General features: G+C 63.9%; 20 protein-coding genes. 12 read left to right on the top strand and 8 right to left on the bottom strand.

Annotated elements, in window-relative coordinates:
- Window positions 1-59: 59 nt before the first annotated feature.
- From AWB75_RS07750 to AWB75_RS07730, 5 genes are all read right to left on the bottom strand, one after another.
- Window positions 60-1,340 carry an NAD(P)/FAD-dependent oxidoreductase gene (locus AWB75_RS07750; RefSeq protein WP_061123492.1) on the bottom strand — a complete coding sequence of 427 codons (1,281 nt, stop codon included), beginning with the start codon at window positions 1,338-1,340 and terminating at the stop codon, window positions 60-62.
- Entirely contained in the window at window positions 1,337-1,585 is a 249-nt protein-coding gene (locus AWB75_RS07745; protein WP_061123491.1) for a (2Fe-2S)-binding protein, read from the bottom strand. The genes AWB75_RS07750 and AWB75_RS07745 overlap by 4 nt, the downstream gene beginning before the upstream one ends.
- The gene (locus AWB75_RS07740; RefSeq protein WP_061123490.1) at window positions 1,578-2,717 is read right to left on the bottom strand and encodes an NAD(P)/FAD-dependent oxidoreductase; all 1,140 of its coding nucleotides are present in this window, start codon (window positions 2,715-2,717) and stop codon (window positions 1,578-1,580) included. Before AWB75_RS07740 ends, AWB75_RS07745 begins: the two co-directional genes overlap by 8 nt.
- Window positions 2,714-3,673 carry a 4-hydroxyproline epimerase gene (locus AWB75_RS07735; protein ID WP_087086528.1) on the bottom strand — a complete coding sequence of 320 codons (960 nt, stop codon included), beginning with the start codon at window positions 3,671-3,673 and terminating at the stop codon, window positions 2,714-2,716. Before AWB75_RS07735 ends, AWB75_RS07740 begins: the two co-directional genes overlap by 4 nt.
- A gap of 221 nt (window positions 3,674-3,894) precedes the next feature.
- Window positions 3,895-4,638: a response regulator transcription factor gene (locus tag AWB75_RS07730; RefSeq protein WP_061123488.1), complete on the bottom strand. Its 744-nt coding sequence runs from the start codon at window positions 4,636-4,638 to the stop codon at window positions 3,895-3,897.
- A gap of 524 nt (window positions 4,639-5,162) precedes the next feature.
- Here AWB75_RS07730 and AWB75_RS07725 point away from each other — a divergent pair.
- From AWB75_RS07725 to AWB75_RS37640, 3 genes are all read left to right on the top strand, one after another.
- Window positions 5,163-6,455 carry an MFS transporter gene (locus AWB75_RS07725; protein ID WP_061123487.1) on the top strand — a complete coding sequence of 431 codons (1,293 nt, stop codon included), beginning with the start codon at window positions 5,163-5,165 and terminating at the stop codon, window positions 6,453-6,455.
- 106 nt (window positions 6,456-6,561) lie between these two features.
- Window positions 6,562-8,034, top strand: coding sequence for an MFS transporter (locus tag AWB75_RS07720; protein WP_061123486.1), 1,473 nt, complete (start codon window positions 6,562-6,564; stop codon window positions 8,032-8,034).
- A gap of 86 nt (window positions 8,035-8,120) precedes the next feature.
- Window positions 8,121-8,288 (top strand): hypothetical protein, encoded by a 168-nt coding sequence (locus AWB75_RS37640; RefSeq protein ID WP_159462771.1) that lies wholly within the window; start codon window positions 8,121-8,123, stop codon window positions 8,286-8,288.
- A gap of 93 nt (window positions 8,289-8,381) precedes the next feature.
- Here the strand turns inward: AWB75_RS37640 and AWB75_RS07715 are convergent, their stop codons facing one another.
- Together AWB75_RS07715 and AWB75_RS07710 are read right to left on the bottom strand one after the other, a co-directional pair.
- Complete coding sequence (locus AWB75_RS07715; RefSeq protein ID WP_061123485.1) at window positions 8,382-8,654, bottom strand: hypothetical protein; 273 nt, start codon at window positions 8,652-8,654, stop codon at window positions 8,382-8,384.
- Window positions 8,655-8,787: 133 nt separating this feature from the next.
- Complete coding sequence (locus AWB75_RS07710; protein ID WP_061123484.1) at window positions 8,788-9,606, bottom strand: helix-turn-helix domain-containing protein; 819 nt, start codon at window positions 9,604-9,606, stop codon at window positions 8,788-8,790.
- 239 nt (window positions 9,607-9,845) lie between these two features.
- On the opposite strand from AWB75_RS07710, the gene motA reads away from it, so the two are divergent.
- The 3 genes from motA (at window position 9,846) to AWB75_RS07695 (ending at window position 12,932) form a co-directional block, all read left to right on the top strand.
- The gene (gene motA / locus AWB75_RS07705) at window positions 9,846-10,718 is read left to right on the top strand and encodes a flagellar motor stator protein MotA (RefSeq protein WP_061123595.1); all 873 of its coding nucleotides are present in this window, start codon (window positions 9,846-9,848) and stop codon (window positions 10,716-10,718) included.
- 18 nt (window positions 10,719-10,736) lie between these two features.
- Window positions 10,737-11,717, top strand: coding sequence for a flagellar motor protein MotB (motB, locus tag AWB75_RS07700; protein ID WP_061123483.1), 981 nt, complete (start codon window positions 10,737-10,739; stop codon window positions 11,715-11,717).
- Window positions 11,718-11,978: 261 nt separating this feature from the next.
- Window positions 11,979-12,932: a GTPase family protein gene (locus AWB75_RS07695; RefSeq protein ID WP_061123482.1), complete on the top strand. Its 954-nt coding sequence runs from the start codon at window positions 11,979-11,981 to the stop codon at window positions 12,930-12,932.
- A gap of 63 nt (window positions 12,933-12,995) precedes the next feature.
- Here the strand turns inward: AWB75_RS07695 and AWB75_RS07690 are convergent, their stop codons facing one another.
- Window positions 12,996-14,327, bottom strand: a complete 1,332-nt coding sequence (locus tag AWB75_RS07690) for an Nramp family divalent metal transporter (RefSeq protein WP_061123481.1) — start codon at window positions 14,325-14,327, stop codon at window positions 12,996-12,998.
- A 265-nt stretch (window positions 14,328-14,592) separates the two neighbouring features.
- Between AWB75_RS07690 and AWB75_RS07680 the strand changes: the two genes are divergently transcribed.
- From AWB75_RS07680 to AWB75_RS07655, 6 genes are all read left to right on the top strand, one after another.
- Window positions 14,593-14,862: a DUF4148 domain-containing protein gene (locus AWB75_RS07680; protein WP_061123479.1), complete on the top strand. Its 270-nt coding sequence runs from the start codon at window positions 14,593-14,595 to the stop codon at window positions 14,860-14,862.
- 277 nt (window positions 14,863-15,139) lie between these two features.
- Window positions 15,140-18,325 carry an efflux RND transporter permease subunit gene (locus AWB75_RS07675; RefSeq protein WP_061123478.1) on the top strand — a complete coding sequence of 1,062 codons (3,186 nt, stop codon included), beginning with the start codon at window positions 15,140-15,142 and terminating at the stop codon, window positions 18,323-18,325.
- Window positions 18,326-18,346: 21 nt separating this feature from the next.
- Window positions 18,347-19,564: an efflux RND transporter periplasmic adaptor subunit gene (locus tag AWB75_RS07670; protein WP_061123477.1), complete on the top strand. Its 1,218-nt coding sequence runs from the start codon at window positions 18,347-18,349 to the stop codon at window positions 19,562-19,564.
- Window positions 19,561-21,009, top strand: coding sequence for an efflux transporter outer membrane subunit (locus AWB75_RS07665; protein ID WP_061123476.1), 1,449 nt, complete (start codon window positions 19,561-19,563; stop codon window positions 21,007-21,009). Before AWB75_RS07670 ends, AWB75_RS07665 begins: the two co-directional genes overlap by 4 nt.
- Before the next feature lie 146 nt (window positions 21,010-21,155).
- A complete protein-coding gene (locus tag AWB75_RS07660; RefSeq protein WP_061123475.1) occupies window positions 21,156-21,869 on the top strand; it encodes a heavy metal response regulator transcription factor in 714 nt (237 codons plus the stop codon).
- Window positions 21,866-23,371 carry a heavy metal sensor histidine kinase gene (locus tag AWB75_RS07655; RefSeq protein ID WP_087086518.1) on the top strand — a complete coding sequence of 502 codons (1,506 nt, stop codon included), beginning with the start codon at window positions 21,866-21,868 and terminating at the stop codon, window positions 23,369-23,371. The genes AWB75_RS07660 and AWB75_RS07655 overlap by 4 nt, the downstream gene beginning before the upstream one ends.
- Window positions 23,372-23,377 lie beyond the last annotated feature (6 nt).

The following is a 23,377-nucleotide window of genomic DNA, read 5'->3' as shown; positions in this document are numbered from 1 at the left end:
GGAATCGGACGACCGATTATAGGAGCGCGCACGCGCGGTCGGAATTCGCGCTCGCCCCACTATCGAACGGTCGGTCCGGCGTGATCGCGCGCGACGATCAGCGTGTCGATGCGCACCGGCGCGAACGGCGGACGCGCCGCCGCACGGGGCCAGCCGAAATACACCGATGCCGCCTCGCCGCAGATCCGCCCCTGACAGCGTCCCATGCCGCAGCGCGTCTGAAGCCTGGCGTCGCGCCAGTTCGCGTGCATCGAGGCTTCTCCGATCGACACATCTTCACAGCGGCATAGCAACGTGTCCGGCGATGGCATCGCGCGCGCGTCGGCGCCCAGTTCGAACGCCTGCGCCACGCGTTGCGCGAACGCGCGCCAGCGATCGCGCTCGCGTATGAGACGCAGAAGACGCGCGTGCGCGGTCGTGCCGAGCGCCGCGTGCGCCGCCAGCGCGCCTTCGACGCTCGCCAGCTCCATGCCGCCGATGCCCGTGCATTCGCCCGCCGCGAAGACATCGGCTTGCGAAGTGCGCTGCGCATCGTCGACGTGTATCGCGCCGTCGATCTCGCCGATCGTGCAGCCGAGCGCGAGCGCAAGCGTCGCGTTCGGCACGAGTCCGTAACCGCACGCGATGCGGTCCGCTGCGAGCGTGACTTCGCGTCCGCGCGTGCGAAGCGTGACCGCATCCACGCGCGCATCGCCATGCGCCCTCACGACGACACTGCCCGTCCGATAACGCACCGCGCCGAGCGCGACGGCCTGCGCCAGCTTGCCCGGCGTCAGCGCGAGCGACGCGACGAAGCGCGCGACACGCGCCCACGGCGCCTGTTCTATCACCGCGACGACGTGCGCGCCGTGACGGCGGGCGGTATCGGCGACGGCGAGCAGCAGCGGCCCGCTGCCCGCCACGACGATACGCTCGCCGCGCACCGGCATGCCGCCCTTGACGAGCGCCTGCAAGCCGCCCGCGCCCGTGACGCCGGGCAGCGTCCAGCCTTCGAACGGCAAGAGCCGCTCCCGCGCGCCGGTGGCGAGAATCAGCTTCGAATACGCGAGCACGACCGGCGCGCCGTCGCGTTCCAGCAAGAGCTGCTTGTCGCCGGGCGCGGCGGCGACCTTCGTCGCGTTCATGACGACGAGGTTCGTATGCGGGCGCGTGTCATCGAGCCATTGGCGCAATGGCGCGGCGGGCGCGAGCGCCGGGCCTTGCCGCCAGATCTGGCCGCCCGCGCGCGGATTGTCGTCGATGAGCGCGACGCGCACGCCCGCTCGCGCCGCCACCCGCGCCGCGCTCAAACCCGCCGGCCCCGCGCCGACGATCGCGATATCGCATGCTTCGACGTTCATCGCATCGTCTCGATGGAAAGGCCGTCGCGGCACAGCGTCTGACAGCCGAGCACATGCGCGCGGCCATCGACTTTCACGCGGCATTCGTGACACACGCCCATGCCGCACAGCGCGGCGCGCGGCTCGCCGGAGACGGAGCGCCGCGTCCCGCCGATGCCGCGCATGGCGATGGCGGCCGCGACGGTCGTGAAGACGGGCACGGAGAGCGTTTGGCCATCGACGGTCACATGGACGAGATCAGCCATCGGCGTGCTCGGTCGAGAATCGTTGCGGGGAGAAGGCGTTCGGGTCGGGCATGTCGAAGGGCATCGGGCCGCCGAACATCCGTGCGGCGATGAGCTTCGCGGTGCCGAGCGATGTCGTCACGCCGAGTCCTTCGTGCCCCGCCGCGAGCCACAACCGGTCGCCGGGAAAGCGCGCCGGTCCGATCAGCGGCAGGCCGTCGGGCGTGGCGGCGCGAAAACCCGTCCACGCGCGAATCGCATCGAGCGCGCCGATGTCCGGCAGATAGCGCGTCGCGCGCGCGAGCATCGCGCCGAGCACGTCGATTTCGACGGCGGGATCGAGCGTGCCGAACTGCCGCGACGAGCCGATCAGCACCTGCCCCGTTGGACGCGGCTGCGCATTGAACGCCACCGACGTGCCGCGCGCGTGATGCGCGCTCTTGATATAGCCGAGCTCCAGCACCTGATGACGAATCGTGCCCGGATAGCGATCGGTGATGAGCAAATGCCCCTTCTTCGCTTCGATCGGCACGCCCGCGATCAGCGACGAAACCGCGAGCCCGTTGGCGACGACGACATGCGCGGCCGTGCGCCGGTCGCCGTTCGCGAGCGTGACGCTGGCGTGCGTGTCGTCGGCATCGACGGCGCTCACCGCGCAGCCCGTCGATAGGCGAATGCGCGTCGAATACGTCAGGAGCCAGTGCGCCGCGGCGGGCGCGTACACGATGGCGTCGTCGTCGATCAGCAGGCCGCCTTGCATCGCGTGGCTGACCGCCGGTTCGGCTTCACGCAGCGCGGCAAGATCGAGCATGTGCGCGCGCACGCCCGCCGACGCGAAGGCGTCGCGCATCGAACGGGCGGCGTCGAGTTCGTCCTCGTCCTCGGCGATCCAGACCGTGCCGCAGCGCGTGAACGCATCGCGCTTACGCAGTTGCGGGCCGAGCGCAAGCCACAATTCGCGCGATGCACGCGCCAATGCGAATTCCGCAGGCGAATCGTTCATCACGACGATGTGGCCCATGCCCGCCGCCGTCGCACCGCCGCCGATACCGCGCGCTTCCAGCACCTCGACCGTCGCGCCGCGCGCCGCGAATTCCGCCGCACACGCCGCCCCGACGATGCCGCCGCCGACGACGATCACGTCCGCCGTCATGCGCGCGCGCCGGGCTCGATGCCTCGCATGAACGGATCGCGCTCGTCGAAAACCAGGCGGCCTTCGCCCATGACGTGCGCGTAGCCCGTGATCGTCGGGATGAGCACGCCGCGATCGACCGCATAACTGCCTTCGAACACACTGCCGATAATGCTTTCCTGGCGCCAGATATCGCCCGGCGCGAGCAGATCGTCCGCGGCGAGGCACGCGAGCTTCGCGCTCGTTCCGGTGCCGCACGGCGAGCGATCGTAGGCGCTGCCCGGACACAGCACGAAATTGCGGCTGTCGACGCCCGCGACCGGCGAATCCGCGAACAATTCGATATGGTCGATGTACGCGCCATCCCTGCCAGTGATGCCTTGCGCGTGCAAGGCATCGCGGATCGACTCGGTGAACGCAGTCAGTTCCGCGATACGCGCAGGCACGAGCTCGCGCCCGTGATCGGCCACGAGGAAGAACCAGTTTCCGCCCCACGCGATGTCGCCGGTGAGCGGACCGTGACAGGGCACATCGACCGTCACCGCCTGCTTATATCGATACGCCGGCACGTTGCGCACGCTGACGCTGCCGTTCGCGTTGAGCGTGGCATCGACGGGACCGACGGGCGTGTCGATCCGATGCCGCCCCGGCGCGATCCTGCCCGCATGCGCCAGCGACGCGACGAGCCCGATCGTGCCGTGCCCGCACATGCCGAGATAGCCGACGTTGTTGAAGAAGATGACGCCCGCCGCCGCGCCGGGATCATCGGGTTCGCAGAGCAGCGCGCCGACCATCACGTCGGAGCCGCGCGGCTCGGTGACAATGGCGCGGCGCCAGTCGTCGAAACGCGCGCGGAACGTTTCGAGGCGTTGCGCGAGCGTGCCTTGCCCGAGATCCGGGCCGCCTGCGGTCACGAGGCGCGTCGGTTCGCCGCCCGTGTGCGAGTCGATGATGTCGATGGTTTTCATGCCGCTTATCGTAAAAACGCGTGCGGCGAGCGTCTTGAAGCGGCTGGACAGTTTTGATGACGATATCGGCATAGGCGATCATCGTCGGGAAAAGGCTTTGGGGCGTGACGGATAAACCGGCCGGATCGGCATGAGGCGCGCAGGTTAAACGCCGATTTCAGCATAGAACCGCCGTCCCAAACAAAAATGCCGTCATTGCGACGGCATTTTCGTTGATATGCGTTCAGAACTCAGGCGGCGATCTGCGCACGCTCGGGATCGGCGTGGCCGTCGCCGGAATCTTCGCCTTCATCGTAAAGATGCAGCAGGCGATAGCCGCTCTTGTACACGGGCTGCAAGCGGAAGTTGTTGACCGGCTCGATCTCCAGCGCGAGACGCAGACGCGAAACATGACTGTCGATCGTGCGCGTGGTTTCGCGGAACTCGCGGCCCCAGACCATCGCGAAAATGTGATCGCGCGACAGCACGCGGCCGATGTTCGAGAAGAACAGTTGCGCAAGACGGAATTGCGTGCCGCTCAGTTGAACCGGCTTGCCGCGCACGGTGACGGTTTGCTGGCGGGCGTCGAAGCGGTACGGGCCGACTTCGAGGCACGCGCTGGTCGTTGCGGGATAGGCGCGGCGCAAGAGCGCTTCGACCCGCGCGCCGAACTCGCCCGGGCGGATCGGATAGACGACGTAATCGTCGGCACCGGCGGTCAGCGCGCACACTACGTTGTGCTCGGCGCCATCCGGCGTCGCGAACAAAACGGGCACGCGCTCGCCGAAGCTCGAACGCACCGATTTCAGCAGATCGAGGCCGCACAGGCCCGATGTATTCCAGTCGAGAATCAGCAGATCGACGGTGGAGCGCGAGAGCGCCTTCGACAGCACGAGGCCATCGCCGAAGGTCACGCAACTGTGGCCGAGTCGTTTGACGACATCGCTGATGAGATTTCGGTAACTTGGGTCGGTTTGCAAAACGGCGACGCGCATAGTGTCTTACCTGATGAGTCCAAGGGACATTGGGCGGATGCCGCACTTTCGGGGGCCGCCGGGCGTCCCGTCGCGGGATGAGACGGGGGATTCAAGCTGCGCATTCTGGGCAGCGACGCAAACCTTTCCCATCGGACTCGTCCGAATTGTCAACGCATGTGACGGCGCACCCCTCCCGGAACGGCTGTCCGATGCGCGCCACCATCTCAAAAAAGAACGGGTTTTCGCTTTTGTGCCGGCTTTCGTCCTGTAACATGCCGCCTTCGGCTCTAAAGTTCCCGGCTGCCGTCGTTTTTACCGAGACGTCGCGCGGCAAGTTGCGCCGCGACTGTCCGTCGCACAGCGCAGCGCGGAAGACGGGCGGCGGCTTCAGAATCCGCGCCCGCTGGTCTCAGGTCTGGTGCATGCGCGCCACGCTTCGGCCTTCGCTTCGCGCCCACCCGGCGCGTTCCATCGATCCCGCAGGGCAAAGCCTCGTCCTACCGCGCGTCTCGCGTGGCTTTTCCACTCACGGGTTTTTTTCGATGCAGGCAACACCTCTGACCGACGCTCCCCGCGCGGCCGGCCGTGCGCTCACGCGCGGCGATTACAAGACGCTCACGCTCGCCGCGCTCGGCGGCGCGCTCGAGTTCTACGACTTCATCATCTTCGTGTTCTTCGCGCCGGTCATCGGCCAACTGTTCTTTCCGCCGTCGATTCCCGACTGGCTGCGCCAATTGCAGACCTTCGGCATCTTCGCGGCGGGTTATCTCGCGCGGCCGCTCGGCGGCATCGTCATGGCGCACTTCGGCGACCTGCTCGGCCGAAAGCGCATGTTCACGCTCTCCGTGCTGCTGATGTCCGTGCCGACGCTCCTGATGGGCCTTCTGCCCACTTACGCATCGCTCGGGCTGATGGCGCCCGTGCTGCTGCTTCTGTTCCGCGTGATGCAGGGCGCGGCCGTCGGCGGCGAAGTGCCGGGCGCGTGGGTGTTCGTCTCCGAGCACGTGCCGGGGCGGCATATCGGCTATGCGTGCGGCACGCTCACGGCCGGTCTGACGGCGGGCATCCTGCTCGGCTCGCTGATCGCCACCGCGATCAACCAGGCGTTCGCGCCGGCCGAAGTCGCGGATTTCGCGTGGCGTCTGCCGTTCCTGCTCGGCGGTGTCTTCGGCCTCTGCTCGGTCTATTTGCGCCGCTGGCTGCATGAAACGCCGGTCTTCGCGGAATTGCAGAAGCGCAAGTCGCTCGCGGCGGAACTCCCGCTCAAGGCCGTGCTGCGCGATCACGGCCGCGCGGTGATCGTGTCGATGTTGCTCACGTGGATGCTGTCGGCGGCGATCGTCGTCGTGATTTTGATGACGCCGACGCTCCTGCAGAAGCAGTTCCACATCGCGCCGGCGACGGTGCTCGTCGCGAACTGCGCGGCGACGCTGTGCCTGACGATCGGCTGCGTGCTGGCGGGCGCGATCGCGGGCAGGATCGGCGCGGGCAAGACGATTTTCATCGGCGGCATGGCGCTCGCCGTGTCGTATTGGCTGATGTTCCGGCAGGTCGCGCTCGACGTCTCCGTGCTGTTGCCGTGGTACGCGTGCGCGGGCTTTTTCGTCGGCGTGATCGGCGCGATTCCGTTCGTGATGGTGAAGTCCTTCCCGCCCGCCGTGCGCTTCTCGGGCATCTCGTTTTCGTACAACGTCGCGTATGCGGTGTTCGGCGGGCTCACGCCGATTGTCGTCTCGCTGATGATGAAATCGAGCCCGATGGCGCCCGCGATCTACGTGGCCGCGCTCTGCGTGATCGGTGCGCTGACGACGCTGTTCATCAGACAGTCCCGCTGATTTTTTTGCCGGCAAAAAATGGCGCACCGTTCCTCCGGCGCGCCATTTTCATTTGCCTTTCACGTTTCACCGCAGGCCGAAACATCGAACGCGCGCCGTGCTTACGATGAACGGCATGAACTCGAACCTCTCCCCCTCCGCAACGCATCTGTCCGCGCGGCAGATGCTCATCGTCACGGCGACCAGCGTCGGCTTCGTCGTCTCTCAACTCGATGTCTCGATCGTCAATGTCGCGCTCGCGAGCATCGGCCACGATCTGCGCGCGAACGTCGCGAGCCTGCAATGGACCGTCGATAGCTACGCGCTCGCGTTCTCCGCGCTGATGCTTTCCGCGGGCTCGCTCGGCGATCGCTTCGGCGCGCGGCGCATGTTCGCGGGCGGGCTCGCGCTGTTCGCGCTGGCGTCGCTCGCGTGCGCCTTTTCACGTGATGCGCCGCAACTGATCGCCGCGCGCGCGCTGCAAGGCGTCGGCGCGGCGGCGATGCTGCCGAACTCGCTCGCGCTGCTGAACGCGGCCTGTGGCCACGACCGGCGTCTGCGCGCGCGTGCGGTCGGGCTGTGGACGGCGGCGGGCGCGGTGTCGATCGCGGCGGGGCCTATCGTCGGCGGCGTGCTGATCGCGGCCTTCGGATGGCGCAGCATCTTCTGGGTCAACCTGCCGATCTGCGCAGCGGGCATCGTGGCGACGCTCCTGTGGGTCGACCGGACGCGCCCGCAGGACGCGGATCGCGCGCGCGGCGTCGATCTGCCAGGCCAGGCGCTCGCGATCGTCGCGCTCGCCGCGTTCGTCGGCGCGGTGATCGAACTGCGCCCGCTCGGGGCCGCGCATCCGCTCGTCGTCGGCGGACTCGTGCTCGCGCTGGCTGCGGGCGGCGCGTTCATCACTGTCGAGCGAAGGAGCCGCGCGCCGATGCTGCCGCTCTCCCTTTTCGCCGAGCGCACGTTCGGCGCGTCGGTGGTCTTCGGCATCGGCGTGAATCTCACCTATTATGGGATGGTGTTCGTTCTGAGCCTGTACCTGCAGCGCGTGCTCGGGCACACGCCCTTGCAGACCGGCCTTGCGTTCCTGCCGCTGACCGGCGGCTTCCTGATCTCGAACCTGGCGAGCGGGCCCGTGGTGGCGCGCTTCGGCTCGCGCGGCCCGATGGTCTTCGGCGCGTTGCTCGATGCCGCCGGTTTCGCCGCGCTCGCCTTCGTCGATGCGACGACGCCCACGGCCGCGCTGCTCGTGCCTTTCCTGCTGATTCCGTCCGGGATGGGCCTCGCCGTTCCCGCGATGACGACCGCCCTGCTCGGCACTGTCGGCCAGCAGCGCGCGGGGACGGCCTCGGCGGTGCTGAACACCGCGCGGCAGGCGGCGGGCGCGATCGGCGTCGCGGTCTTCGGCGCGCTCGCGGGTCACGGCGAGGCCGCGGCGGGCGCGGGACATGTCGTCGAGGCGGTGCGCTGGTCGGCGGGGATTTCCGTCGTGCTGCTTTTATGCGCCGCGTTGACCGCGCGCCACGTAAGCAATCCGGCGCGCGCGCGGACAAAAGACGCGAAGCGTGCGTGCGGCCCGGTTCCGGACGAAGGCAAGTGAGCGGCGGCGGGAACGCCCGTTGCATCGCTTGGGCGAAGCGCTCTGGAAGGTGAGCCGGAGCGCGCCATCATCCTGAGGAGAACACCATGTCGACGATGCCCCGCTCCCCCGACGAGCCGCGCGAACCGGACCCGGACAAGCTGCTCGACCCGGACGCCCCGCCGAATCCCGACGACCCGGACATGCCTGACGGCCCGGACTCGGCGACGCCGATGGTGCCCGCCGATCCGAAGAACGGCGAGCCGCGTATGTAACGCGCCGGAACGCTGTGGAGCACACAAAGCAATGCCCGCGCGGCGGGGTAAGCCGCGCGGGCATTGCTTCGTGTCTGCCGAATGGATGGACGGCTACAGGCTCGTCGTTTGCACGGCGCCGGTTTCCAGCGCGCGCTCGATCAGCGCTTCCTGTTGCGCCTTGCGCACGGCATCGGCGACGAGGGTATCGGGCGCTTCCACTTCGGCCTTGATTGCGCCGATGATGCCATCGGCTTCGACGATCACGAGCGACTCCGCCGAATCCGCACGACTGATGATGACGCGCACCGGCCCGCCGCCTTCCGCGATGCTCGCGCAGAACTGCATCTTTTGCCCGCCGATCACTTGCTCGAATGTTTGAATCATCGCTGTCTTCCGCGTTGGGTTGGACAAAAGCTGGCAAAGGCCACGCGCCCTATCAGCGCGCAGCCTGCCTCTTCATAGATTCACACCTTGACGCCAGGTTCAATTCTGTAAGCAGGCGCGAAGCGGCGCAAGCTCAGCGTCGCGCATCGGCGAGTTGGCGCAGGATATCGGCGGTGGCGTCGTCGGCGGGAAAGAAGGCTTCGATCGCGAGCTCCGACAACGTGATGTCAACGGGCGTGCCGAAAACGGTCGTCGTGCTGAAGAACGACAGGACGCCGTGGGGCGTGCGCAGGCGCAACGGCACAACGACCGGATCGGTTTCGCCGCGCGATGCGGGCTGCGCGTGCGCGGGCGTGGGATACGCGTCGAGTTCAGCCAGCAGCGCGACGAGCGTCGCGTCGCCCGATACCTCGATCTGCCGCCGCAAGCGCGCAAGCAGATGGGCGCGCCATTCGTGCCAGTTGTCGATGGCGTCGGCCAGGCCCCGAGCGTGCATCGACAGGCGCAACACGTTCACCGGCGGCGTCAGCAGTTCCGCGTGCGCCGACGCGACGAGGGGCGCGAGCGCCGCGTTGGCGGCAACCATCGTCCAGTGACGATCGACTGCGAGCGCGGGATATGGCTCGTGCCCTTTCAGCACGAGATCAACCGCGCGCCGCGCCGCCGCGAGTTGCGGATCGGACATGGCGCGCTCGCGGTACAGCGGCGCATAACCCGCCGCCACGAGCAAGGTGTTCCGCTCGCGCAAGGGCACGTCGAGCTGTTCGGCGAGGCGCATCAGCATGTCGCGGCTCGGCAGCGAGCGCCCCGATTCGACGAAGCTCAGATGGCGCGTGGACACGTCCGCAACGCCTGCGAGATCGAGCTGGCTCAGGCGGCGGCGCTGTCGCCATTCGCGCAATAGCGCGCCGACGGTCGATTGAACGGCGGGAGCAACGAGGGTCGAGTTCATGCAGGCGATGTTAGACGAAGCCCGGATAAACGATCCATTACCTTCGACGTAGCGCATACCGAACGAACGTAAGACTTACTCCGCAAACATTTGCGCAGAAAAAATTGCGCGCGTCACCCTAAATCTCCGTGTATTTCGAGCCGATAAGCTCCACAACAAGCGAACAATGCGTCGCGAGTCGTGCGCGTATCAAGCCCGAGCGCGCACTGCCCGCGGCGCCGGACATTTGCGGAGAAAACATGTTTGTCATCATCGGATGGGTTTTGGTCATCGGCTCGGTGATCGGAAGCTTCATCGGCGTCGGCGGCCACCTTGCCGCCCTCGTGCAGCCGTTCGAGCTGCTATGTATCTTCGGCGCGGCGATCGGCGCGTTCGTCGTATCGAATCCGACGGCCACGCTCAAGAAAACCTTGCAATCGATACCCAAGGCGTTCAAGGGCGGCGGGTACACGAAAGAGAAATATGTCGCGCTGATCGCGCTGCTTTACGAACTGCTGCAAAAGGCGCGCAAGGAAGGAATGATGGCGCTCGAAGCCGATGTCGACGCGCCCGAGTCCAGCCCGCTCTTTCAGAAATACGAGCACGTGATGGCGGATCATCATCTGCTCGATTTCATCGTCGACTATCTGCGCATGATGTCGGCGGGCAATGTGAACGCGCTCGAAATGCAGGATCTGATGGACGAAGAGCTCGAGACGCATCACACCGAAAGCTCGGTCGCCGCGAACGCGATCCAGAAGATGGCCGATGGCTTGCCTGCGTTCGGCATCGTCGCGGCGGTGATGGGCGTCGTGCACACGATGGGCTCGGTGGGTGCCGCGCCCGCCGTGCTCGGCGAGATGATCGCGGGCGCGCTCGTCGGCACGTTCCTGGGCATTTTGCTGGCGTATGGCTTCATCGGCCCGCTCGCGGATTTGTTGAACGCGAAGGGCGCGGCTGAAGCGAAGCCGTTCCAGTGCGTGAAGTCCGTGCTGCTTGCATCGATGAACGGCTATGCGCCGACGGTCGCCGTCGAATTCGGCCGCAAGGTGCTCTTCACCGCCGATCGCCCGAGCTTCAAGGAACTAGACGACGCGGTGCGCGCAACCAAGATGCCGAAGGCCGCTGGCTAAGGCACGAGGAGCACGCACATGGCTGAGAAACCCTCGCGCGACCCGCTGCAATCCGTGCTTGCGCCCACCGTGGTGGTGAAGCGCAAGAAGAAGGCGCACGGTCACGGACATCATGGCGGCGCATGGAAGATCGCCTACGCCGACTTCGTCACCGCGATGATGGCGTTCTTCCTTTTGATGTGGCTGCTCGGATCGACGTCGAAGTACGACAAGGAAGGCATCGAGCAGTACTTCAACACGCCGTTGTCCGCGTTGTTCGGCAACGATGGCGGTGCATCGGCGCATACGAGCGTCATCACGGGTGGCGGCAAGGATTTGTCGAGCACGCGTCCCGGTGAAGGCAAGAAGAGCCAGACGCAGCCAGTGCCGCAATCCATCGCGCGCGCTGCCGTTGCAATGGAAGATCTGCAAAAGCTGCAGCAGCTCAAGCAGAAGCTCGTGACGTTGATCGAACAGGTGCCCGCGCTGCGCGCATACAAGGATCAGATCCGCATTGCGATTACGAGCGAAGGCTTGCGCATCGAGATCGTCGATTCGCTCAAGCGGCCGATGTTCGCATCGGGCAGCTTCAGGCTCGAAAGTTATGTGACGACGATTCTGACGAACATCGGCGCGTCGTTGAATGATGTCGATAACCGCGTGTCGATTGCAGGACATACCGACGCCGTGCCCTATTCCGGCAATCAGGCGGGCTATTCGAACTGGGAACTGTCGGGCGAGCGGGCCAATGCCGCGCGGCGTGCGCTGGTCGCAGGCGGAATGAAGGAAAGCAAGGTGCTGCAAGTGCGCGGTCTCGCAGACGTATTGCCGTTGAATAAAGATGTCGTCGATGAGCCTACGAATCGCCGGATCAGTATTCTCGTGCTGAACAAGGCGGCCGAGCAGGCGTTCTTCCGCGACGGCGGACGTACGACGGTGGATGAAGCACGGCCTGTGGATGGCGCGATTCCAGTTGCTGTGGCGGCGAAAGCGAATGTGTCGGTGGCGATGGCGAAGTAAGGCGACGCTAAGGGGGTTGAAGAAGCGCCGTGCACTGCGAAAGGTGCATGGCGCTTTTTTTGTTCGCTGATGCTGCGCACGGAAGCCCGACGATCTGGTGGCATGAGATTCGCTGGAATTCCGACCGAGACAGCACAGGCCGCGTCCTGTCAGAGCGAGAGACCCTGATAGGGTGCGCTAGAAGCGCCCTGTCAATAAACGTCCAACTAAAATTTCACACGGGAAACTTTCTACGCTATCCTCTGGCGCGACTGGAATCATATGCTACGGATTACTAAAAAGCATTTGACAACTGTCAGCGAAATTTTCATAAATTTGCGATGCGCTGAGGTGAAGATGTCTGCTGTGCCAAAATTGAGTGCACCTGGAGTAACACGAGATAAGCTGGCGAAAGAGATTCAGGACAGAGTGAATCGCATCCGCTCTTACACGCCTAAGGCCGGGGTTTTCGGAAACTCGGGTGTAGGCAAGTCCAGTCTTTGCAATGCTCTCTTTGGACGGGAGGTTGCCAAAGTCGCTGACGTCAAAGCGTGTACTCGCGAACCCCAAACAATTTTCGTAGGTGCAGAACACGGGAAAGGGGGTATAGACCTAATCGACGTCCCTGGCATTGGAGAGGACCCCACTCGACACAAGGAGTATATCGAGCTTTATAAGAGCCTGACTCCCAATCTTGATTTGATCCTATGGGCAATCAAGGCTGATGACAGAAACTACGCGTCAGCGATTGAAGGTTATGAGCAAGTCCGTAGCGCAGGCGCAACGGTTCCAATCATATTTGTCATAACTCAAGTCGATAAAACCAACGACATCGAAGACTGGGACCATCAAGCCTACGCTCCCGGCGGTACGCAACGTGCAAACATACGGAAAAAAGAACTCGAAGTTTCAAAAAAATTTGACGTATCTGCGCGCAACATCATTTCCATTGCAGCATCCAAGAAAGGCAGATCCTTCAACCTGACATCCCTCGTCGATTTAATTGTTGAAGCATTGCCGAATGAAAAAAAGTATGCATTCACAAGAGAAGCAAAAGAGGAAAACGTCAGCGAAGAAGCGAGGATAAGCGCTGAGAAGGGCATCTGGGAGTCGATAAAAGACTTCGCGGGGGAAGCTTGGGACACACTTAAGCCGCTTGTTGTTGATGTACTGATTGCGTCTGCCCCAAAGCTACTTTCATCGCTGAAGAACTGGATATCACGCACTGACAGATAATCGATCGCCCACGCTCGCCGAGAGCGCGGGCGCATCTCGACCGCGTCGCCGCCGATTGTCTCCTCACCCCATCCACTCCATCCCCGTCTGCACCACGAGCCAAACATTCGCCGCACTGATCACCGCGAACAGCGCCCACGCGACGAATTTCATAACCGGCCTGTTCGCGAACTGCCCCATCAACCCGCGATCGTTCGTCATGCGAATCAGCGGATAAAGTGCGAACGGCAATTGCAGGCTCAACACTACCTGACTCGCGACGAGCAGCTTGCCGACCGCGCCATTGCCCATCAGATAGACGCCGATCAAGGCCGGCACGAGGGCAAGCGCGCGCGTGATGAACCTGCGCTGATAGCACGGAATCTTCAGTTGCAGAAAACCTTCCATGATGACCTGCCCGGCGATCGTTCCGGTGAAGGTCGAGCTTTGCCCTGACGCAAACAGCGTCACCGCGAAAAGAATGGCGGCAAGCCCAGTACCCACGATCGGCGCAAGCAGCTTATAGGCGTCTTCGATCTCGGTGACTTGCGTATGCCCCGTCGCATGAAACGCCGATGCAGCAAGAATCAAGATCGCCGCATTGATGAACAAGGCAAGAATGAGCGACACGATCGTATCGAGCCGCGAAAGATTGATCGCCGATGCAAGGCTTTTAATGTCGCGATCGACGACGCGCGTCTGCACGATCGAGGAATGCAGATACAGGTTATGCGGCATCACGGTGGCACCGAGAATGCCGATCGCGAGATACAGCGGCTCGCGATCGCTCAACGCATGAATCGACGGCACCAAGCCCGCCGCAACCGATGGCCAATGCGGCTTCACGAGCACGAGTTCGACGATATAACCGACGCCGATCGTCGCGATGAGACCGAGCATGATCGCTTCGAGATCGCGGAAGTTCTTGCCTTTCAATCCGAGCACGATGAGCGTATCGAAGGCCGTCAGAATAACGCCCCATATCAGCGAAACGCCGAAAAGCAAATGAAACGCGAGCGCGCCGCCGAGCACTTCCGCGAGATCGCACGCGATAATCGATAACTCCGCGAGCATCCATTGCACATTCGCGACCGGCTTCGAATAGCGTTCACGCGACAACTGCGCGAGATCCTTGCCCGTGACGATGCCAAGGCGCATCGAAAGACACTGCAGCACCATCGCCGCGAGACTCGACAGCACGACGACGAACAGCAGGTTATAGCCGTAACGCGAGCCGGCTTCAATATCCGTCGCCCAGTTGCCCGGGTCCATATAGCCGATGGAAATGAGCAAGCCCGGTCCCGCGAATTGCAAGAGCTTCTTCCAGAGCGGCGCGCCCGGCGAAACGGCGACCGAGCCTTTGACTTCCGATGGACAAAACGGCGCGGTGGCCGTGGTCGGCAGATTGAAGGGCAATTGATGTGTTCCTTACTCGATATCCGGGACGACACGCAACAGCAAACGGCTTACGAAACGCCTTACGCGGGCGAGTCTAACATCGGCCAGGCGCGATGACAGATGCCCCTTCGATAGCCTCGCAATGCGTTCGACATGCGCTCCCATCTGACCAATGCGCCATGTGATCGCCAGCATCTCGTCACGGTACGACAAATAGAATTCGAGGGTGGCCGTGCGACGCCGCACGCCGCGCTCATCCTTCACTCGCATTGAGGAGTACGCCATGAAATTAATCACACGCCTCGCCGTCATTGCGCTTGCCGCCGCGCCGCTCGCCGCGCTCGCGCAAAGCGAAGGCCTCACGCGCGCACAGGTCAGGCAGGATCTGCAACGCGTCGAGCAGGCCGGCTATAACCCGTCCGAGCGCGACGCCTTCTATCCGGACAACATCCAGGCAGCGGAGCAGAAGCTGCAATCATCGACCGCGTACGGCTCGCCGTCCGACGGCACCTCGGCATCCGGACAAGCGGCGACGCAGCAGAACCCGCAATAACGCTTCGCGCATTGCAGAACGTTATCTGCAACGAAACCTTGTTATTCCCTATGCATGTGAAAGACGCGCGCGGCCCTGACCGCGCCCTTTCGCAATCTTGCTTTCAAAACGCCTAATCTGACAACGGCGCCATATTCGCGCCACATTGTCGTTGGCACCGCGCCACTACCATAGCGACACCGATAGCGCACCGTCCGGCTCGCGCCGTCATTGCATTCTCGCGCGCCGCATCCGCATCTTTCGCGACGCCCTTCCCCAGCATCCTCCGAACGACTCAATGTGGATAGTCAACGTTGCGCTCAAGCGGCCATACACGTTCATCGTGATGGCCATCATGATTCTGCTGGCAACGCCCTTCGTCCTCGTGACGACGCCGGTGGACGTGCTGCCTGAAATCGATATTCCTGTCGTCAGCATCATCTGGAACTACACGGGCCTCTCTGCGCAGGACATGGCCAACCGCATCACGTCGGTCAACGAGCGCAGCCTGACGACGACGGTGAACAACATCGAGCACATCGAGTCGCAATCGCTGCAAGGCATCGCGATCATCAAGCTCTTTCTGCAGCCCACCGCGAACATTCAGACCGCAATCGCGCAGACCGTCGCGGTCGAGCAGGCGCAGTTGAAGCAGATGCCGCCCGGCGCGACGCCGCCGCTCGTCATCAGCTATTCGGCGTCGAGCATTCCGGTGATCCAGCTCGGCCTCTCGAGCCCGAAGCAGTCCGAGCAGGATCTGAACGACACCGCGCTCAACTTTCTGCGCCCGCAGCTCGTGACCATTCCCGGCGCGGCCGTGCCCTATCCCTATGGCGGCAAGACGCGCCTCATATCCGTCGATCTCGACACGCGCGCGCTGCTCGCAAAAGGCCTCACGCCGACGGATGTCGTGCAGGCCGTCAACGCACAGAACCTGATTCTGCCGACGGGCACCGCGAAGATCGGCCCGAAGGAATACACGATCAACATGAACGGCTCGCCCGCGACCGTCGCGGGCCTGAACGACATTCCCGTGCGCACCATCAACGGCGCGACCACCTATCTGCGTGAAGTCGCGCACGTGCGCGACGGCTTCTCGCCGCAGACCAATATCGTGCGGCAGGATGGAAGGCGCGGCGTGCTGATTTCGGTATTGAAGAACGGCAATGCGTCGACGCTCTCCATCGTCAACACCTTGCACGATCTCTTGCCGCAAGCGCGTGCGTCATTGCCGCCGGATCTGAAGATCAGCGCGCTCTTCGATCAGTCCGTGTTCGTGAAAGCCGCGGTGCAAGGCGTGGTGCGCGAAGCGCTCATCGCCGCCGCGCTCACCGCCGCGATGATCCTGCTCTTTCTCGGCAACTGGCGCAGCACGTGCATCATCGCGATCTCGATTCCGCTCTCGATACTCTCGTCGCTGATCGTGCTGCATGCACTTGGGCAGACCATCAACATCATGACGCTCGGCGGCCTCGCGCTCGCCGTCGGCATTCTCGTCGACGATGCCACCGTGACGATCGAGAACATCGAACGGCATCTGCACCTGGGCACGAATCTGCACGATGCGATTCTCGAAGGCGCGGGTGAAATCGCCGTGCCCGCGCTCGTTTCGACGCTGTGCATCTGCATCGTGTTCGTGCCGATGTTCTTTCTCACCGGCGTTGCCAGATTCCTGTTCGTGCCGCTAGCCGAAGCCGTCGTGTTCGCGATGCTCGCGTCGTACATCCTGTCGCGCACGCTCGTGCCGACGCTCGCGATGCTCCTGATGGGCCACGCGCACGCGCAGGATGCGAAGGCGAAGCCGAATCTCTTCATGCGACTGCATCGCCGCTTCGATCGCGGATTCGAGCGCATGCGCGGCGCGTATATCGTGATTCTGTCGACGCTGCTCGTGCGCCGCCGACGGTTCGCGTCGCTGTTTCTCGGCTTCTGCCTGCTTTCTGCGGGCCTCGTGTTCGTGCTCGGCGAAGACTTCTTCCCGAGCGTCGATGCCGGCAATATCCGCATGCACATGCGTGCGCCGACCGGCACGCGCATCGAGGAAACCGCGCGTCTCGCCGATGAAGTCGAAAAGGTCGTGCGCCAGATCGTGCCGCAAGACGAGCTCGCGACGATCCTCGATAACCTCGGCTTGCCGTATAGCGGCATCAATCTCTCGTATAGCAACGCAGGCACGATCGGCACGCTCGATGGCGAGATTCAGGTCGCGCTCAAGGAAGATCACGCGCCGACGCAGAAGTACATCGACGAATTGCGCGCGCTCCTGCCGCGCCGCTTTCCCGGCGTCGAGTTCTTCTTTCAGCCCGCCGATATCGTCACGCAGATCCTGAACTTCGGTCTGCCCGCGGCCATCGACGTGCAGATTCAAGGACAGAACGGGCAAGCGAACTTCGAAGCCGCGAGCAAGCTGATGAAGCAGATCCGCATGATTCCCGGCAATGTCGATACGCACATTCAGCAAAAACTCGACGAACCGGCCATCGATCTGCAAATGGACCGCACGCGCCTGCAACAACTGAATCTTTCGGCGAGCAACGTCGCGCAGAACGTGCTCGTGTCGCTCTCGGGAAGCTCGCAAACCGCGCCGGGTTTCTGGTTCAATCCGCGCAATGGCGTCGAATACAACCTCGCGGTGCAGACGCCGCAATATCAGGTTTCATCCATCGACGAACTGCTGCGCACGCCCGTGTCCGCATCGCTCAACGGGCCCACGCAACTGCTGGGCAATCTCGTGCGGCTCTCGCCGCACACGCAGTTCGCGGTGGTCACGCACTACAACATCCGGCCGGTGATCGATCTCTTCGTGAGCGTCGAAGGGCGCGATCTCGGCGGCGTCGCGCGGCAGGTGAACCATCTCGTCGACGAAGCGCGCAAGACGCTTCCGCGCGGCAGTCAGATCGTCGTGCGCGGCCAGGTGGAAACGATGCGCACCTCGTTCTTCGGTCTCGGCCTCGGCGTCGCGACGGCGATCGTGCTCGTGTATCTGCTGATCGTCGTGAACTTTCAGTCGTGGGTCGATCCGCTCATCATCGTGAGCGCATTGCCCGCCGCGCTCGCGGGCATCATCTGGATGCTGTTTCTGACCGGCACGCATTTGAGCGTCCCCGCGCTCACCGGCGCGATCATGACGATGGGCGTCGCCACCGCGAACAGCATTCTGATGGTCTCGTTCGCGCGCCAGCGCCTGAACGCCGGCATGCCGCCGCTCACCGCCGCGCTCGAAGCGGGCGCGAGCCGCATCCGTCCGGTTTTAATGACCGCGTTCGCGATGATCATCGGCATGGTGCCGATGGCGCTCGGCCTCGGCGAAGGCGCGGAGCAGAACGCGCCGCTCGGCCGCGCGGTGATAGGCGGGCTCCTTTTCGCCACGGCTTCCACGCTCTTTTTCGTGCCGCTCGTCTTTGCGGGCATTCATGCACGGCTCGCACGTCGCGCGGGCCGCAAGCATCCATCGCAGCACGAAGACGGCAACGGCCAACACTGACTTCACAGCATTTCGACGAACATGACCGAAAAGAACCATGCATCGCTTGCGATTCCCGCGCGCGACCCGGACGAAGGGCCCGCGCTGCCGCCGCGCCATGCCGAATGGAAACGCGCGAAGATCGCGTTCGTCATCGTGATCGCGCTGCTCGCGATCGGCGCCGCGCGCACCGTCGTCACCGACATGATGCACAACCGTTCGATGGCCGCGAGCACGCAGCAAAACGCGCAGCAATATGTGAATGTCGTCACGCCGACGCAAACCGACGGCGGCGGTGAAACGACCTTGCCAGGCACGTTGCGCGGTTTCGTCGAATCGCCGATCTATGCGCGTGCAACGGGGTATCTGCTGCACTGGTACGTCGATATCGGCGCGCGTGTGAAGCAAGGCCAGTTGCTCGCCGATCTCGACACGCCCGAGATCGATCAGGAACTTGCGCAGGCCGTCGCGCAGCGCGACCAGACTGCATCGAGCTTAGGCCTCGCCAAGAGTTCGCTGCAACGCTGGCAGCAATTGCGTCAGCGCGACGCGGTCTCGCAACAGGAGCTCGATGAACGTCAGAGCACGTATAACCAGGATGTCGCGAATCTCGCCGCCGCCGATGCCAACGTGAAGCGCCTGCGTCAGCTCGAATCGTTCAAGCGCATCGTCGCGCCGTTCGCGGGCGTCGTCACGCAACGCAATGTGGATGTGGGCGATCTCATCGATGCGGGCAGCGGCACGAGCCGCGCGCTGTTCGCGCTCGCGCAGTCCGATCCGTTGCGCGTGTTCGTGCAGATGCCGCAGGCGTATGCGCAGAACGCGAAGGTCGGTCAGGACGTGACCGTCATGCAGGCCGAGCTGCCGGGCGAGCAATTCCACGGCAAGATCACGCATATCTCCGGCGCGATCGACGTGCCCACGCGCTCCTTGCAGATCGAAGTCACGTTGCCGAACGCCGACGGCCGTCTGCGTCCCGGCGCGTATGTGCAGGTCGCGCTCCCCGCCACCGCGCATGCACGGCTGCTCGTGCCGGGCAACGCGCTGCTGTTTCGCGCGGAAGGCCCGCGTGTCGCCGTCGTCGATGCGGACGGTCACGTGCATCTGCACAAGATCGTGATCGCGCAGGATCTCGGGCAATCGCTCGAAATCGAGAGCGGCATCGACGCTAGCGACAAGGTCATCATCAACCCGAGCGATTCGATCGCGGACGGCGATCATGTCGTCATCGCGCCGCAACAAGGCAAGGCCGCGTCATGAAAGCCGCGCTTTGCGTCACGCTCGTTGCGATGCTCGCGGCCTGCACGGTCGGGCCTGACTATCGTCGCCCGGTGGCCGACGCGCCGCCGGACTGGAAGACGGATTCGTACTGGCGCGTCGGTGAGCCTTCGCATGCGCCGCTCGCGCTCGACTGGTGGCAAGGCTTCGGCGACGTCACGCTGAACGCCCTCGAAACGCAGGCGCTCGCGCAGAATCAGACGCTCGCCGCCGCGAGCGCGCATTACGCGCAGGCCCGCGCAACGCTCGCGCAAACGTCGGCGCTCGCGCTGCCCGAAGTCGATCTCGGCGCCAATGCTTCGCGCTCGCGCATATCGAAGAACCGGCCCGTCAACAACTACGCGACGCCGAACAGCTCGACCGTGCAGAACGATCTGAAGCTCGCGCCGACCGTCGATTACGACCTCGATCTCTTCGGCCGCATTCGACGCGAAGTCGAAGCCGCGCACGCAACGGCCGACCAGTCGCGCGACGATCTCGCCAACGCGCGCCTCGTGCTCACGACCGACCTCGCAAGCGACTACTTCTCGATGCGCGAGCTCGATGCCGAAATCGACGTGCTGAACCGCTCCGTCGATCTGCAAAACAAGGCGCTCGATTACGTGAAGGCGCAGCATGATCTCGGCGCGGTGTCTGGCCTCGATGTATTGCAGCAGCAAGCCCTGCTCGATCAGACTCGCGTGCAGGCACAACTGCTCGTGAATCAGCGCGCGCGATTCGAGCACGCGATCGCCGCGCTCGTCGGCACGCCCGCGCCGCAATTCGCCATCGCGCCTACGCTGGATGACAGCCCGCTTCCGTCGATACCGCTCGGCGTGCCCAGCGACGTGCTGCAACGCAGGCCCGATGTCGCATCGGCCGAGCGCGCGATGGCGGCGGCCAATGCGCAGATCGGCGTCGCCCGCGCGGCGTTCTTCCCGAGCGTCACGCTGAACGGCACGATCGGATGGGAAAGCACCGCGTTTGCCAGCCTCATTTCCGCGCCGAGCCTCTTGTGGACCATCGGCACGATGGCGAGCCAGGTCGTGTTCGATGGCGGGCGGCGCGCGGCTGGCGTCGATTTCGCCAACGAAGGCTATGTCGCGGCGGTCGCGAGTTATCGGCAAACAGTGCTCGGCGCGTTCCAGCAAGTGCAGGACGGCATCGTTGGATTGTCGGTGCTGGATGGCGCGGCGAAGCAGTCGCACGCAGCCGTCGTCGATGCGCAACGATTACTGTCGCTCGCGAACGATCGTTATTCGGGCGGGCTCGTCGCGTATCTCGACGTCATCACCGCGCAGCAGCAATTGCTCACGAGCCAGCGTCAGGATGTGCAGATTCGCGGCCAGCAGCGCACGACATCGGTGGCGCTCGTGAAGGCGCTGGGCGGCGGGTGGAACATGAATGACGCGGAGGAAGCGGCGAATTCGACGCATCAAAGCCAGTAGAAACGTAACCACGAAAACAAGCACGAAAACAAGCACGAAAACAAGCACGAAAACAAGCACGAGAATAAGCACGAAGCCCACGAGGCTCGTATAGTTATCGTTGAACAACACGGTAAGCACACACTGAACGCGCACAGGTGCCAGGCATGAAAGTCCTGATAGTCGAAGACGAACACAAAGTAGTGGATTACCTGCGCTCGGGGTTGACCGAGCAAGGCTGGGTCGTCGATGTCGCCATGGACGGCGAGGAAGGCACGCATCTCGCCATCGAATACGACTACGACGTGATCGTGCTCGACGTGATGTTGCCGCGACGCGACGGCTTCGCGGTGCTGAAGGCGTTGCGCATGCAGAAGTCGACGCCCGTCATCATGCTCACCGCGCGCGATCACATCAACGATCGCGTGCGCGGCTTGCGCGAGGGCGCGGACGACTATCTGACCAAGCCCTTCTCGTTCCTCGAACTCGTCGAGCGCCTGCATGCGCTCGCGCGCCGCACGCGCGCGCAGGAATCCACGCTCATTTCCGTCGGCGATCTGTATGTCGATCTGATCGGCCGCCGTGCGACGCGCGATGGCGTGCGGCTCGATCTCACCGCGAAAGAGTTTCAGTTGCTCTCGGTGCTCGCGCGCCGTCACGGCGACATTCTGTCGAAGACCGCGATCACCGAACTCGTCTGGGAAGTCGATTTCGAAAGCCACACGAACGTCGTCGAAACGGCGATCAAGCGTCTGCGCGCGAAACTCGACGGACCGTTCCGCACGAAACTGCTGCACACCGTGCGCGGCATGGGCTACGTGCTCGAAGTGCGCGAAGCCCGCGACACGCGCGAAATAAGGGAAGACGCGAGACCATCATGAACACGCAGTGGGCATCGCCGGCGCCGCATGAAGCTCGTGAGGCACGTGAGGCACATGAGCCGCGCACCCAGCGCTCCATCTCGCGGCGTCTCGCCGTGATGTTCGCGCTCGTCGCGCTATTCGTGTTTTCGCTCGTCGGCTCCGGGCTTTTTCTCGTGCTGCGCGTGCAACTGGAGCAGCACTTGCGCGACTCGCTCGACAATCGCGCGGAGGTCGCACGGCTCATCGTCACGCACGTGTCGAACCCGGACAAATGGAAGATCGCGAAAGAGAAGCTCGCGGACATCACGCCGCGCGACGGCTCCACGCTCTTCGCCGTGTCGAGCAACGATCCGCGCTTCGAGTACGGGTCGCCGCCGGAGGGCCGCGTCATCAAGCGCGTGCTGGGCGGCTATGAGCGCTTTCGTCCCAAAGACCGCGCGTACGACATGCTGATGACCACGCTGACGATCCCGCCCAACGCGGACCGTCCGCCCTTGCAGCTCTTCGTCGCAATCGACTGCTCGCCCAACGTCCACACGATGCGCGCGTTCGGTCTCGCACTCGCTGCGTTCATGGCGCTGTCGACCATCGCGGTCCTGCTGCTGAGCTATTCGGTCGCGCGTCTTGGTCTCGCGCCGCTCACGCGGCTCACACGCGATGCCTCCAAGCTGAGTCCGACCAATCGCTCGCAACGCCTCAATACACGCGCGCTGCCGATGGAGCTGGAAGATCTCGCGAAGTCCTTCAATGGCGCGCTGGAGCGTCTCGATCACGCGTACGGCCGGCTCGAATCCTTCAACGCCGATGTCGCGCACGAGTTGCGCACGCCGGTCACGATATTGATCGGTCAGACGGAAGTGGCATTGACGCGCGATCGCTCGATCGAAGAGCTGCGTCATACGCTGCAATCGAATCTCGAAGAGTTCGAGCGCGTGCGCGCGATCATCAACGACATGCTGTTTCTCGCGCGCGCCGATCAGGGCGAGCGCGCGACGGGGCTCGTCGAAGTGTCGCTCGCGGCGGAAGTCAATCGCACGCTGGAGTTTCTCGAGATTCCACTGGAGGAAGCGCAGGTCGGCGCAACCGCGAGCGGCGATGCGCGCGCCTTCGTCAACACGTCGCTGTTCGGACGCGCGCTGACGAATCTCGTGATGAATGCGATTCAGCATTGCGCGCCCGGCGCGACGATCGCCGTATCGATCACGCGCGAGCATGGACGTGTGCGCATTGCGGTGGCCAATCCGGGCGAGCCGATTCAGCCGCATGTGATGGCGCATCTCTTCGACCGTTTCTATCGCGCGGAAAGCTCACGTACGAACAGCCGCGAAAATCATGGCCTCGGGCTCGCCATCGTCAAGGCGGTGGCGGAGATGCATCGCGGCACGGTGTCCGCGACGAGCGCGAACGGCATCAACACGTTCTCGTTCTCGGTCGCGCGTTTCGGCAGCGAGACGCGGCCCGCGGAGGGCGTCGCCTTGCCGGTGCCGCCGGTCGTCGAAACGAAATCCGCCGCGACGTGAAGCTCG

The organism is Caballeronia catudaia (assembly GCF_001544755.2).
Taxonomy (GTDB): Bacteria; Pseudomonadota; Gammaproteobacteria; order Burkholderiales; family Burkholderiaceae; genus Caballeronia; species Caballeronia catudaia.
Note: the sequence above shows the minus strand (reverse complement) of the source record. Positions and strands in the feature narration are given on the sequence as shown.